The organism is Pseudomonas sp. S06B 330, assembly GCF_002845275.2.
In the GTDB taxonomy this organism is placed as follows: domain Bacteria; phylum Pseudomonadota; class Gammaproteobacteria; order Pseudomonadales; family Pseudomonadaceae; genus Aquipseudomonas.
This window is the reverse complement of record NZ_CP088149.1, coordinates 362440-375080: the sequence shown is the minus strand read 5'-3', so window position 1 is coordinate 375080 and position 12641 is coordinate 362440. Positions and strand designations below refer to the sequence as shown.

The 12641-nt window shown below is 58.3% G+C and carries 14 protein-coding genes; 4 read left to right on the top strand and 10 right to left on the bottom strand.

Annotated elements, in window-relative coordinates; translation table 11 throughout:
* Positions 1-13: 13 nt before the first annotated feature.
* Positions 14-493 carry an RNA pyrophosphohydrolase gene (locus CX511_RS01745; RefSeq protein WP_010222140.1) on the bottom strand — a complete coding sequence of 160 codons (480 nt, stop codon included), beginning with the start codon at positions 491-493 and terminating at the stop codon, positions 14-16.
* Positions 494-633: 140 nt separating this feature from the next.
* On the opposite strand from CX511_RS01745, the gene CX511_RS01740 reads away from it, so the two are divergent.
* Positions 634-1290: a histidinol-phosphatase gene (locus CX511_RS01740; RefSeq protein ID WP_045181078.1), complete on the top strand. Its 657-nt coding sequence runs from the start codon at positions 634-636 to the stop codon at positions 1288-1290.
* Positions 1291-1371: 81 nt separating this feature from the next.
* Here CX511_RS01740 and CX511_RS01735 read toward each other — a convergent pair whose 3' ends face one another.
* Positions 1372-1800, bottom strand: a complete 429-nt coding sequence (locus CX511_RS01735; RefSeq protein ID WP_101293102.1) for a DUF2269 domain-containing protein — start codon at positions 1798-1800, stop codon at positions 1372-1374.
* Positions 1801-1838: 38 nt separating this feature from the next.
* Entirely contained in the window at positions 1839-3353 is a 1515-nt protein-coding gene (ilvA, locus tag CX511_RS01730; protein WP_045181084.1) for a threonine ammonia-lyase, biosynthetic, read from the bottom strand.
* A 136-nt stretch (positions 3354-3489) separates the two neighbouring features.
* Between ilvA and rpiA the strand changes: the two genes are divergently transcribed.
* Entirely contained in the window at positions 3490-4161 is a 672-nt protein-coding gene (gene rpiA, locus CX511_RS01725) for a ribose-5-phosphate isomerase RpiA (protein ID WP_045181087.1), read from the top strand.
* A gap of 65 nt (positions 4162-4226) precedes the next feature.
* Here the strand turns inward: rpiA and CX511_RS01720 are convergent, their stop codons facing one another.
* The 4 genes from CX511_RS01720 to CX511_RS01705 form a co-directional block, all read right to left on the bottom strand.
* Positions 4227-5138 carry an SdiA-regulated domain-containing protein gene (locus CX511_RS01720; RefSeq protein ID WP_045181090.1) on the bottom strand — a complete coding sequence of 304 codons (912 nt, stop codon included), beginning with the start codon at positions 5136-5138 and terminating at the stop codon, positions 4227-4229.
* Positions 5139-5223: 85 nt separating this feature from the next.
* The gene (locus CX511_RS01715; protein WP_045181094.1) at positions 5224-6156 is read right to left on the bottom strand and encodes an SdiA-regulated domain-containing protein; all 933 of its coding nucleotides are present in this window, start codon (positions 6154-6156) and stop codon (positions 5224-5226) included.
* Positions 6157-6318: 162 nt separating this feature from the next.
* Positions 6319-6984, bottom strand: a complete 666-nt coding sequence (locus CX511_RS01710; protein WP_045181103.1) for a fumarylacetoacetate hydrolase family protein — start codon at positions 6982-6984, stop codon at positions 6319-6321.
* Positions 6985-7025: 41 nt separating this feature from the next.
* A complete protein-coding gene (locus tag CX511_RS01705; protein WP_045181106.1) occupies positions 7026-8423 on the bottom strand; it encodes a D-2-hydroxyglutarate dehydrogenase in 1398 nt (465 codons plus the stop codon).
* A gap of 172 nt (positions 8424-8595) precedes the next feature.
* On the opposite strand from CX511_RS01705, the gene serA reads away from it, so the two are divergent.
* On the top strand, positions 8596-9825 hold the full coding sequence (serA, locus tag CX511_RS01700) for a phosphoglycerate dehydrogenase (protein WP_045181109.1): 1230 nt from the start codon (positions 8596-8598) through the stop codon (positions 9823-9825).
* Between the two features lie 59 nt (positions 9826-9884).
* Here serA and CX511_RS01695 read toward each other — a convergent pair whose 3' ends face one another.
* Positions 9885-10361, bottom strand: a complete 477-nt coding sequence (locus CX511_RS01695) for a DUF4399 domain-containing protein (RefSeq protein ID WP_045181111.1) — start codon at positions 10359-10361, stop codon at positions 9885-9887.
* A gap of 224 nt (positions 10362-10585) precedes the next feature.
* On the opposite strand from CX511_RS01695, the gene CX511_RS01690 reads away from it, so the two are divergent.
* On the top strand, positions 10586-11356 hold the full coding sequence (locus tag CX511_RS01690) for a transporter substrate-binding domain-containing protein (RefSeq protein ID WP_101293103.1): 771 nt from the start codon (positions 10586-10588) through the stop codon (positions 11354-11356).
* Positions 11357-11482: 126 nt separating this feature from the next.
* On the opposite strand, the gene CX511_RS01685 is transcribed toward CX511_RS01690, so the two are convergent.
* Complete coding sequence (locus tag CX511_RS01685; RefSeq protein WP_101293104.1) at positions 11483-12004, bottom strand: 2-thiouracil desulfurase family protein; 522 nt, start codon at positions 12002-12004, stop codon at positions 11483-11485.
* On the bottom strand, positions 11991-12623 hold the full coding sequence (locus CX511_RS01680; RefSeq protein WP_045181117.1) for a 2OG-Fe(II) oxygenase: 633 nt from the start codon (positions 12621-12623) through the stop codon (positions 11991-11993). The genes CX511_RS01685 and CX511_RS01680 overlap by 14 nt, the downstream gene beginning before the upstream one ends.
* Positions 12624-12641: the final 18 nt, after the last annotated feature.

The following is a 12641-nucleotide window of genomic DNA, read 5'->3' as shown; positions in this document are numbered from 1 at the left end:
TCGAACTCCGTCGTCAGTCGCGCGCCAGCAGGCGCGGGGCAAGCTCTTTGAGAGCGCGGCGGTAAACCTCGCGCTTGAATGTCACCACCTGGCCCAGCGGATACCAATAGCTGACCCAGCGCCAGCCGTCGAACTCCGGTTTACCGGTCAAATCCATCCGCACCCGTTGCTCGTTGGAGACCAGGCGCAGGAGAAACCATTTCTGTTTCTGGCCGATACACAGCGGTTGGCTGTGGGTCCGCACCAGGCGTTGGGGTAAACGATAACGCAACCAGCCGCGGGTGCAGGCAAGAATTTCAACATCATCGCGCTCCAGCCCCACTTCTTCGTTCAGCTCGCGGTACAAGGCATCTTCCGGCGTCTCTTCAGGGTTGATACCACCCTGGGGAAACTGCCAGGCATCCTGGTTGATCCGCCGAGCCCATAGCACCTGCCCAAGATCATTCGTCAGAATGATCCCGACATTGGGGCGAAAACCATCGGGGTCGATCACGGCAGCAACCTCGCAAACGCATGTCACGGCATTGTTCCACAAAGCCCACAAGGCCAGCAACGCGCCTGTTTACCTTATGTGCACCGATGTGAAAAGTCCGTATTCTGTGGGACTTTTCAGATGTTATGCGAGTGACTTCAATGCGCCTGGCTTTATTCGATCTGGACAATACCCTTCTTGGCGGCGACAGCGATCACGCTTGGGGGGACTACCTCTGCGCCCGCGGGATTCTCGACCCAGTGGAGTATCAGAACCGCAACGACGCTTTCTACCAGGATTACCTGGCTGGCAAGCTGGATCTGGCGGCTTACCTGAACTTCAGCCTGGAGATTCTCGCGGCCACCGACATGGCGCAACTCGACGAATGGCATCGCGATTTCATGCGTGATTGTGTCGAGCCGATCATCCAGCCCAAAGCCCTGGCGTTATTGAAAAAACATCGCGACGCTGGCGACAAGCTGGTGATCATCACCGCCACCAACCGTTTCATTACCGGGCCGATTGCCAAGCGCCTGGAGGTGGAAACCCTGCTGGCTACCGAGTGTGAGATGGTTGACGGTCGTTACACCGGTCGCAGTACCGATGTGCCGTGCTTCCGTGAAGGCAAGGTGACGCGCCTGAAGCGCTGGCTGGAAGAAAATGGCTTGAATCTGGACGGCAGCTATTTCTATAGCGACTCGATGAACGATCTGCCGCTGCTGGAGCAGGTGGCCAATCCGGTTGCGGTCGATCCAGACCCGAACCTGCGGGCGGAAGCCGAGAAGCGTGATTGGCCGGTGATCAGCCTGCGCGATTGATTGGCCCCCATCGCCGGCAAGGCCGGCTCCCACAAGGTTATATATGGGAGCCGGCCTTGCCGGCGGTTACAGGCTCGTCGGTCAGACTGGCTTGGCGCCCATCAAACCGGCAATGGCGATAAAGCACACGCCACTGAACACCGCCAACGCCAAGGTAAACTTCGGATTACCCACGGTCGGCGCCGTACGCAGGCGATTGACCCGAGCCAACAACCAGAACCAGCTGAACGCTGCGAAGGTGTAAATCACGCTGGAGCCCAGCACCCAGGTCTGGCCCAGCGGCCAACCGATCAGGTGCACCAGCCACCAGCCTGTGAACGGCATGCTGACCAGGCAAATGCCCATCAGCAACCAGACAAATACCAGTGGCCGTTGCATCAGTCGGCTCGGCGCCGCCGTGTCGCCTTTGCGCCGCGCCAGCCAGGTCCAGATCGCCAGGCCAAGGGCACTGCCCAGCAACAGCACGGTGGCCGCGATGTGCAGGGTCTTGAGAGTGGTCAGGTATTCCATGTCATTGCTTCCTTGTGAACTGCCCTGAGCTTAGTCGCTCAGCCCAGGAACAGCCGGTACGCAGGGTTATCGGTTTCGTCCCAGTACGGATAGCCGATCTTGGCTAGAGCAGCGGGCACCAGATGGCGCTCATCATCCGGGACTTGCAGGCCAGCGACCACGCGACCATCGGCCGCGCCGTGATTACGATAATGGAACATTGAGATGTTCCAACGCCCGCCCAGTTTGTTGAGGAAATTGAACAGTGCCCCCGGACGCTCCGGGAACTCGAAACGCAGCACCAACTCGTCACTGACCCGCGCCGCATGGCCGCCGACCATATGCCGGATATGCAGCTTGGCCAGCTCGTTGTCGGTCAGGTCAGTGACCGGGAACCCTTGCTCGCTAAGGCTCTGGATCAAGGCACTACGCGGATCGGTGTCTGGATGAGTCTGCACACCCACGAAGATGTGCGCTTCACCATCGGCGTGATAGCGGTAGTTGAATTCCGTGATCTGGCGCTTGCCGATGGCCTCGCAGAAGGCTTTGAAACTGCCCGGCTGCTCGGGGATGGTCACGGCAATGATTGCTTCGCGACCTTCGCCCAACTCGGCACGCTCAGCAACATGACGCAGGCGATCGAAGTTGACGTTGGCACCGGAGTCGATCGCAACCAGGGTCTGACCACTAACGCCATAGAGCTCAACATACTTTTTGATCCCCGCCACACCCAATGCCCCGGCAGGTTCAGTGATCGAGCGGGTATCGTCGTAGATATCCTTGATTGCCGCACAGATCTCGTCAGTACTGACGGTCACCACCTCATCGACATAGGTCTTGCAGATGTCGAAGGTGTGCTGACCGATTTGCGCCACCGCTACGCCGTCGGCGAACAGCCCAACCTGAGGCAACACCACGCGCTCACCGGCGGCCATGGCGGCTTGCAGGCAATTGGAGTCGTCCGGCTCGACGCCGATCACTTTGATTTCTGGACGCAGGTACTTCACGTAAGCGGCGATACCAGCGATCAAGCCGCCGCCGCCCACCGGTACGAAGATCGCGTCCAACTGGCCCGGATGCTGGCGCAGGATCTCCATGGCTACAGTGCCCTGCCCGGCAATGGTGTGCGGATCGTCATAGGGATGGATATAGACGAAGCCCTTTTCGTCGACCAGCTTCAGTGAATACGCCAGCGCCTCCGGAAAGGAGTCACCATGTAACACGACCTTGCCGCCACGCGAACGTACACCTTCAACCTTGATTTCCGGGGTGGTCTTGGGCATCACGATAGTGGCCTTGATCCCCAGCTCACGGGCGGCCAGTGCCACGCCCTGGGCATGGTTGCCGGCCGAAGCGGTGACCACGCCACGGGCCAGTTCTTCCGGCGTCAGCTGGGCCAGTTTGTTGTAGGCACCGCGAATTTTGAAGGAAAACACCGGCTGCAAGTCTTCACGCTTGAGCAGGATGTTGTTGCCCAGACGCTTGCTCAGTTGGCCGGCGGTCTGCAATGGGGTTTCGACGGCGACGTCGTAAACGCGCGAGGTGAGGATCTTCTTGACGTACTGTTCGAGCATCGGGAAAGCATCACTGAGCGGTTGGGCGGGGTCTGCGAGTCTACCCCAGCGCCCCGTCGGGCGACCACAGCAAGTCCGGGGTTTTAGCCGCTATACTACGCGCCTTCACGATACTCCTCCCCGCTTCGGAGCCCGCATGACCCAGGATCAACTCAAACAGGCTGTCGCCCAGGCCGCTGTCGATTTCATTTTGCCCAAGCTCGACGACAAGAGCATCGTCGGCGTCGGCACCGGTTCGACCGCCAATTGCTTCATCGACGCCCTGGCCCAGCACAAGGCCGCCTTCGATGGCGCCGTGGCCAGCTCCGAAGCGACTGCCGCACGCCTGAAAGGTCACGGTATTCCAGTATATGAACTGAACACCGTCAGCGACCTGGAGTTCTATGTCGACGGTGCCGACGAAAGCGACGAGCACCTGAACCTGATCAAAGGCGGTGGTGCCGCCCTGACTCGCGAAAAGATCGTTGCCGCTGTGGCCAAGACGTTCATCTGTATCGCTGATGCCAGCAAGCTGGTGCCGGTGCTCGGCGCATTCCCGTTGCCGGTCGAAGTGATCCCGATGGCCCGCAGCCATGTCGCGCGCCAGTTGGTCAAACTCGGCGGTGATCCGGTTTATCGTGAAGGTGTGCTCACTGACAACGGCAACATCATCCTTGATGTGCACAACCTGCAGATCATCAACCCGGTGGAGCTGGAAAGCCAGATCAACGCTATTGTCGGTGTAGTCACCAACGGTTTGTTCGCGGCGCGGCCGGCGGATCTGCTGTTGCTGGGGACTTCCGAAGGCGTGAAAACCCTCAAGAACTGAGTCTCGCGCCCACTCCTGTGGGAGCCGGCCTTGCCGGCGATGGGTGGCGCAGCCACCCTCAACCTTTACTCGGTCGGCTTCTTGAACACATAAAACAGGTTCGGCTCACTGACCAGGTAAATGGTCCCGGCATCGTCCATGGCGATGCCTTCGGCCTGCGGCACGCTCTTTTTCAGGCCCTGAAAGCCCTTGCGCAGCGACAGCGTGCTCAAGGGTTTGCCTTTCACATCCAGCTCCAGCACCAGCTGTGACTCATCCGACAGCGCCAACAGATGGCCGCTGCGCTCATCGAACTGCAAGCTCGACAGATCTCGCACAAACAGTCGCGAATCACGTTTCTGGTCCTGTACCACATGCACCGCGTAAGGCTGCTCCGGATTTTCATGAGGAAAGCCATGCACCTCGTAAATCAGCATCGGATCGCGCTCCTTGGCTACGAACAGACGCTTGCCGGCCGAGTCATAAGCCAGCCCCTCAAACCCCTTGTTGCCGTTCAAGCCGATACCCAGCGTTAACTGCTCAGCATCTTTGGCATCGAGGAATAGGGTGTTGTCACTCAGGTGTACTCGAATCAGGCGCTGCTCGCGCTCGTCGGTAATGACATAACTGCTCGGGCCGACGTATTCCACTGCCTCAGGATCGCCAAAGCCAGTCAGTGGCACCCGACGCAGAATGCGCCCATCCAGCGATAGCTCGATCAGCTCGGAACGCTTGTTGGTTACGGTAAACAGGCTGTTGCGATCAGGATCGAAGGTCAGCGCCGAGATATCGTCATCCAGACCCTCGATCGTCTTCGCCTCGAGTACCACCCGGTACTGATCCAGGCCAATACTCTGCTCGAAGGGCTGCCACCAGGCCTTGAGATTGAACCACCCCCGCTCGTAAAGGCGATAGTGCTGCCCTGCTAAAGCAAGCAATAGCAAGGCAATCAGGCTTACAACCAGAGCAATCAGGGGTAGACGGATGTAGCGGCGCATTCAGAGGGACTCGATAGGTGGCAGTCAGAATCTAACCACACTCTGCTGAATCCAAACTTAACCCGACTATAGGACAAGTATTAAATTAGGGCTTTTTGAAACGGTAGAACAGATCCGGTTCACTGACGATATACAGGGTACCGTGCTCATCCATTGCCACCCCTTCGGCACGCGGGATCCGCTTGTTCAAACCGTTGAAGCCGCCCAACAGGGTCATGAAGCTGACTTGCTCACCCGTCTCGTCCAGCTCCAGCAGCATATTGGAGTCAGCGGACAGTACCAGCATGTGTCCAGTACGGGGGTCGATGCCCAAGGCCGAGAGATTGCGCAGGTCCAGCTCCTCGCTGGGCAATGGCTTCTTGTCACCGGTCAATGAGCTCTGACCGTCGCTGCTCCAGGTGAACAATGCGGGTGGGCGCTCTTCGCCAAGCACAATGCGCTGTTGCTGAGGGTCCCAGGCGACCGCTTCGAAAGCCTTGTTCTGGTTCTCCGAGGGACCGAGGTCGTACTGCGGGAAGTCAGCAATATTCAGTGATTGCGTATCGGCTTTGAGGGTGACAATGGTCATTTTGTGATCACGTTCGTCAACAATTGCCAGACGCCCACCTTCAAGTGCTGCCACCCCTTCTGGGTTGCTCCACCCCACCAGCGGTATTTTGCGCAATACATCGCCGTCGAGGCTCAACTCGACCAGGAAGGGGTTCTTGCCCATGACTGCGAACAGGGTTTTGCTCACCGGGTTGTAGGTCAGGTCAGACGCTTCATCGTCTTCCATGCCTGGCAAAACCTTGGCATCGATATCAACCAGGTAGTCCGGCAACCAAATGCTGGCTTTTTGCTCAACCGGACTTTCAAAGCCCTCCTGCAACCACAACACCCCACGGTCATCCCAGTGCATGGCAATGGCCACGCCATAGCCAATGATCGCCGCCGCGACCACCCAGGTTGACCAACGCAAGGCAAGCCCACGCTTTCGCGCAGACGACAGGGATTTGCTCGAAGGGACGGGAGTGGCCATGGAATAGATGCTCTTTTTTTGCCAGTTAATAACACATTACCGGCACGTTCGCAGAGCCAGATCCGCAAGCATTATCCGGATCGTATGTGAAAAAAATGACAAAACCCGACCACCGGGATCAACAATAGCCACGGCAGCCAGCGGTGCTGGCTGCCGCGGGGATTACAGCACTGTGCTTTCGAAGCGGCTGACGCCTGGTAACTCCAGCACCAGCTCATCGCCCGGGTTGAGCGGGCCGACACCCACCGGGGTGCCGGTGAGGATCACATCACCGGCCTGCAGAGTGAATTGCGAAGCCATGTGCTGGATCATCAGCACGATCGGGTTGAGCATCAGCGCGCTGTTACCGTCCTGGCGCACTTCACCGTTGATCGTCAGGCGGATTCCGATGTCGGCCAGATCTTCGAACGTGCTACCAGCAACGAAGGGAGCCAGTACACAGGCACCATCGAAACATTTGGCACGCTCCCACGGCAGGCCCTTGGCCTTGAGTTCAGCCTGCAGATCGCGCAGGGTCAGGTCCAGTGCCGGAGCAAAGCCGGAAATGGCGTCGAGCACTTCTTCTTCGCTGGGCTCAGGCGACAGGGACTTGCCCAACAACACAGCGATTTCCGCCTCATAGTGCACCGAGCCACGCTCGGCTGGGATCTTGAAGCCGCCGTTTAGCGGCACCACGCAGCTGCCCGGCTTGATGAACAGCAGGGGCTCAGTCGGAATCGGGTTGTCCAGTTCCTTGGCGTGCTCGGCATAGTTGCGCCCGATGCACACCACTTTGCCCAGGGGAAAGTGAATACGCGTGCCGTCTACATACTGGTGCTGATAGCTCATTACCGACTCCTGGCGCTATTGGAAGCTCTTATGCCTTTGACTTACTCAACTGCGAAGATCTTGCCTGGGTTCATGATCCCGTTCGGGTCGAACACCGCCTTCACAGCTTTCATATACTGAATCTCGACGGGCGACCTGCTATAGGTGAGGTAATCACGCTTGGTCATGCCCACCCCATGTTCGGCAGAAATCGAGCCGTTGTACTTCTGCACGATCTCGAACACCCACTTGTTCACCGTAGCGCACTTGGCAAAGAACTCGTCCTTGCTCAAAGCATCGGGCTTGAGGATGTTCAGGTGCAGGTTGCCGTCACCGATGTGGCCATACCAGACCACTTCGAAATCCGGATAGTTTTCTTCGACGATCGCATCGATATCTCGCAGAAATGCTGGCACTTTCGAGACAGTGACCGAGATATCGTTTTTGTAGGGTGTCCAGTGCGAGATGGTTTCGGAGATGTACTCGCGCAATTTCCACAGGTTTTGCAGCTGCTGCTCGCTCTGACTCATCACACCGTCGAGCACCCAACCCTGTTCCACGCAGTGCTCAAACGTGGCCAAGGCCGCGTTAGCCACTTCTTCAGTGCTGGCTTCAAACTCCAGCAAGGCATAGAACGGGCACGGGGTATCGAAAGGCGCGGGAACATCGCCACGGCCCATGATCTTGGCCAGGGCCTTGTCGGAAAAGAATTCGAAGGCGGTCAGGTCGAGCTTGTCGCGAAACGCGTGAAGCACCGGCATGATCGAGTCGAAATCAGGGGTGCCGAGCACCATCGCCGTAAGGTTGTTCGGCGCACGATCCAGACGCATCGTCGCCTCGACCACAAAGCCCAGGGTTCCTTCCGCACCGATGAACAGCTGACGCAAGTCGTAGCCTGTGGCGTTCTTGATCAGGTCCTTGTTCAGCTCCAGCAGATCGCCAGCACCGGTAACCACCTTCAGGCCAGCGACCCAGTTGCGGGTCATGCCATAGCGAATAACCTTAATACCACCGGCATTGGTGCCGATATTGCCGCCAATCTGACTCGAACCTGCAGAGGCGAAGTCCACGGGGTAGTACAAGCCTTTATCTTCTGCAAAGTTCTGTAGCTGCTCAGTGACCACGCCCGGCTGACAGACCACCGTCCGGTCGAACTCATCAAACGCCAGAATCTGGTTCATGTAGTCGAAAGACACCACCACTTCACCATTGGCTGCTACCGCCGCGGCCGAAAGCCCAGTGCGCCCGCCCGACGGCACAAGGGCAACCCTGTGCTGATTGGCCCAGCGCACAATGGCCTGGACCTGCTCGGTGCTCTTGGGAAACACGATAGCCCGCGGTGCCGGGGCGAAATGCTTGGTCCAATCCTTGCCATACGCCTCGAGGGAAGCCGCATCGGTCAGCATCTTGCCGGGCTCAACCAGGGTCATCAGCTCATCAAGCAACGCAGAATCGGTCATCGACAGAACTCTCGAACTATTCATAGTCACCCTGAGCACTCTTCACGTGCCAGGGATGGGCGTATCGGGGGGTACTCATGCTAGCATACGCCCCCCGCTGATCGTGCTTTAGGCCGATGCTGCGAGAGCTTCACTTCCCTGCCATTTTTCTCCGGGACACAGGTTTACGCAGATGAGCAAGACTTCTCTCGATAAGAGCAAGATCAAGTTCCTTCTACTCGAAGGCGTCCACCAATCCGCCGTGGACGTCCTCAAGGCCGCCGGGTATACCAACATTGAGTACCTCACCGGTTCTCTGCCCGACGCCGACCTGAAGGAAAAGATCGCTGATGCCCACTTCATCGGCATTCGCTCGCGCACTCAACTGACCGAAGAGGTTTTCGACTGCGCCAAGAAACTGGTCGCTGTCGGCTGTTTCTGCATCGGTACCAACCAGGTTGACCTGAATGCCGCTCGCGAGCGCGGTATCGCCGTATTCAACGCGCCGTACTCCAACACCCGTTCGGTCGCCGAACTGGTACTGGCCGAAGCAATCCTGCTGCTGCGCGGTATCCCTGAGAAAAACGCTTCCTGCCATCGTGGTGGCTGGATCAAGAGCGCGGCCAATTCCTTCGAAATCCGTGGCAAAAAGCTGGGTATCGTCGGGTATGGCTCGATCGGCACCCAGTTGTCGGTCCTGGCCGAAAGTCTTGGCATGCAGGTATTCTTCTTCGACCCGCTGACCAAACTGCCACTGGGCAACGCTACTCAGGTCACCAGCCTGAACGAGCTGTTGGGTCTGGCCGACATCGTCTCGCTGCACGTACCTGAGCTGCCGTCCACCCAATGGATGATTGGCGAGAAAGAAATCCGCGCGATGAAGAAAGGCTCGATCCTGATCAACGCCGCCCGCGGTACCGTGGTCGAGCTGGATCACCTGGCTGCAGCGATCAAAGACAAGCACTTGATCGGCGCCGCCATCGATGTGTTCCCAGTCGAGCCGCGTTCCAACGACGAGCAGTTCGAAAGCCCGCTGCGCGGCCTGGACAACGTGATCCTGACCCCGCATATCGGTGGCTCCACCGCCGAAGCCCAGGCCAACATTGGCCTGGAAGTCGCCGAGAAGCTGGTCAAGTACAGCGACAACGGTACCTCGGTGTCGTCGGTCAACTTCCCTGAAGTGGCCCTGCCAGCACACCCAGGCAAGCACCGCCTGCTGCACATCCACGAAAACATTCCGGGCGTGCTCAGCGAGATCAACAAAGTCTTCGCCGAAAACGGAATCAACATCTCCGGTCAGTTCCTGCAGACCAACGAGAAAGTCGGTTACGTAGTAATCGACGTTGATGCCGAGTACTCGGATCTGGCGCAAGAAAAACTGCAACAGGTCAAGGGCACTATCCGTTCCCGCGTACTGTTCTAAGGTTTTCTGGCAACAAAAAAGGGAGGCCCTGGTGGCCTCCCTTTTTTATGCTGCGCCGTTTACTTTACGTTCACGGTGATCTTCTTCGATTCAAGGCTTGGCTTGAACGGCACATGAAACTTGTCGCCCAACACAAGTTGCAGCGTGTGTTTGCCTGGGGTCAGGGTCAGTTCAACTTCGGTCTGAGCCTTGCCGAAGTGCAGCACTTGCGGACCGGCAGGCAGTGGCGCCTTGTTTTCCGGCAGCAGGCTGGTTGGCAACACCTGGTCAGCGACCGGTTCCTTGTCGACATCTACCAACAGGTGATGGTGGCCGGTGTGCGGGGTTTGGTCACCCGCGGGTTTGAGCTCCATGCCCTCGATGCCGAATTTGACGGTGAAGGTCTTGTCGACCGTCGCGCCATCAGCCGGGGAAACGATGAAGACCTTGGCGTCTTTCGGTGGCTCCTGGCTCTTCAGGCCTTCGGCGGCTACAGCAAATGCCGACACTCCCATCAACAGGCCGACGACGGCTGCACGCGAAACTAGGCTTTTCATTCACTTCTCCTGTGATTTGTTTCTAAACCTTGCCAGTGAATCAGAGGCAATGGTTTGTAACCATAGATCAATTGCATCAGAAAATATCCGAAATTTCGTACAGAAAATATTTCCTCCAGCGCCTAACATCCTAGCGTCGATGCTGTCCTAAGTTGCGCGCGACCGTGGCATCATCAGAAAGCTACGGCGATGTTTTTCACTGCCAACGAATACAAGGGATTTAGATGCGCTTGACCATAGGGATACTGTTTGCCGCACTGCTCAGCCCGTGGGCACACGCTGAGTTGATCGATGACATGAACGACCGTGGCGAGTTACGCATTGCCATCGAGGCCAATATGGCGCCGTTCAACTTCAAGGATGACGGCAAACTGGCCGGCTTCGAAGTTGAACTCGGCCAGGAACTGGCCAAAGAACTGGATGTGCGTGCCCAGTTCGTGGTCACTACTCGCGACGACCTGCTGCCTGGTGTTGAAAGCGGCAAATATGACATTGCCCTTAACCATATTGCCGCCACTGACGAACTCAAAGAGCGCCTGGATTTCAGCGAACCCTACAGTTACTCCAGCGCCCAGCTGATTGTGCGCAAGGAACAGAAAAACCCATTGAGCACGCTCGAAGCGCTCAAGGGCCACAGCCTGGGGGTTGTTCAGGGTAGTCAGTTCGCCGAGCAAGCACGCGGGGTCGAAGGGGTTGATCTGCGCAGCTACCCGGACGCCAGTCAACCGCTCAAGGACGTGGCTAACGACCAGATCGACGCCGCCATCAGTGATCGCCTGCTGGTGCCGCATGCCATTCGCGACAGTCAACAACCGGTGACTGAAGGCGCTACCGTCGGGCCCATCGTGAGCCTGGCGATTCCGTTTCAGAAGGGTAACCCGGCATTCCACAGTGCTGTGGATAAAGCCCTGCAGCGGATCAAGGCCGATGGGCGCTTGGCAGCGCTGTCACAGAAGTGGTTCGGAATGGACGCCAGCAAGCCGCCCAAGCAGTAATACCGTCTGGTTAGCTGTAGCCGCTGCCGTCAGGCTGCGATCGGCTGCGAAGCAGTCGTGATCCGCCTGTCGAAATAGGCCTGAATGACGGCCGCTTCACGCCCGATCGCAGCCTGTCGGCAGCGGCTACGAATCAACAGCCCCACCATTAGGTAGCTGCTGCAACGCTAGCTCTGCCGCCTCGAGTTCCAGCTCACTGAACACCTGCACCCCTTCGCGGCGCAACAAGGCAGTGGTCACACCCTCACCCGCCACCTTGGTGTCACTGAAGGTACCGTCATAGGTCAGCGCGTTACCGCACGACGGGCTACCGGACTTGAGCACTGCGATCCGAACGCCATGGCGACGAACCAGCGCCAGCGCCAACTGAGCACCGGCGAGAAACTGCGCACTGACATCTTCACCACTGACCGTCAGCACTTGCACCTGACCATCAAGGACATCACGACCCTGCCCTCCCGGAATCTCCGCAGGTGGCCGTGGCGTCGGTAGTCCACCTGCGACTTCCGGGCACAACGGCACGATCCGGCCTTCGCTCTGCCAGCGCTGCAGCAGATCAGGGTGGCCGCTGGCGCGCCCGTCATAACGCACCGGCTGCCCCAGCAGACAGGCGCTGACCAGCACCTTGTGCCGGTTAGAACGGTTCATTGCCACGACGACGGAACCAGCCGGTGACCGACAACCGCTCGCGCCGAGCCGGCAGCACTTCATGGGGAATATCACCAGAAAGGAATACCACCAGGCAGCCTCCAATAGGCTCCACGTCGTGTTCCACGCCGTCTTTAAGGCTCATGCGCAACTGCCCACCATCGCCTGGCAACCAGTCCGGGTTGAGATAGATCACCGCCGATACCGTGCGTCGGTCATCGTCGCGGAAACGGTCAAGGTGCTTGCGATAGAAAGCCCCGGGCGGATACAGGGCAAAGTGGCACTCGAAATCTTCAAGCCCCAGAAACAACCCACGATTGAGGGCTTCACGCAGGCCATCCATCAGTTCAAGGTACTGATCACAGCACTCAGCCTGGCCGGGCTCCAGCCACTGGATATGATCGCCGCGAATACCCTCGCGAACCTCTTGGCTCGCGCCCCGACCTACCGCGGCGGGAGCCAGTTCACCCTCCTCGGCACGTATACGACACTCAGCCGCCAGCGCCAGGGTCAACGACTCTGGAAGGAAGATATTCTGCTGCGACCAGCCACAGGAGGCCAGGTCGTCGACAATGCGCAACAGCAGTGGGTGATCAGGAGATAGGGGCATGGCGCGCATAGTATCCATCTGCTGCGA

Coding starts and splice junctions, on each gene's coding strand:
- CX511_RS01680 (WP_045181117.1), bottom strand. CDS start 12,623: ATGCGCGCCATGCCCCTATCTCCTGATCACCCACTGCTGTTGCGCATT.
- CX511_RS01720 (WP_045181090.1), bottom strand. CDS start 5,138: ATGCGCCGCTACATCCGTCTACCCCTGATTGCTCTGGTTGTAAGCCTG.
- rpiA (WP_045181087.1), top strand. CDS start 3,490: ATGACCCAGGATCAACTCAAACAGGCTGTCGCCCAGGCCGCTGTCGAT.
- ilvA (WP_045181084.1), bottom strand. CDS start 3,353: ATGCTCGAACAGTACGTCAAGAAGATCCTCACCTCGCGCGTTTACGAC.
- CX511_RS01735 (WP_101293102.1), bottom strand. CDS start 1,800: ATGGAATACCTGACCACTCTCAAGACCCTGCACATCGCGGCCACCGTG.
- CX511_RS01740 (WP_045181078.1), top strand. CDS start 634: ATGCGCCTGGCTTTATTCGATCTGGACAATACCCTTCTTGGCGGCGAC.
- serA (WP_045181109.1), top strand. CDS start 8,596: ATGAGCAAGACTTCTCTCGATAAGAGCAAGATCAAGTTCCTTCTACTC.
- CX511_RS01695 (WP_045181111.1), bottom strand. CDS start 10,361: ATGAAAAGCCTAGTTTCGCGTGCAGCCGTCGTCGGCCTGTTGATGGGA.
- CX511_RS01690 (WP_101293103.1), top strand. CDS start 10,586: ATGCGCTTGACCATAGGGATACTGTTTGCCGCACTGCTCAGCCCGTGG.
- CX511_RS01710 (WP_045181103.1), bottom strand. CDS start 6,984: ATGAGCTATCAGCACCAGTATGTAGACGGCACGCGTATTCACTTTCCC.
- CX511_RS01685 (WP_101293104.1), bottom strand. CDS start 12,004: ATGAACCGTTCTAACCGGCACAAGGTGCTGGTCAGCGCCTGTCTGCTG.
- CX511_RS01705 (WP_045181106.1), bottom strand. CDS start 8,423: ATGACCGATTCTGCGTTGCTTGATGAGCTGATGACCCTGGTTGAGCCC.
- CX511_RS01715 (WP_045181094.1), bottom strand. CDS start 6,156: ATGGCCACTCCCGTCCCTTCGAGCAAATCCCTGTCGTCTGCGCGAAAG.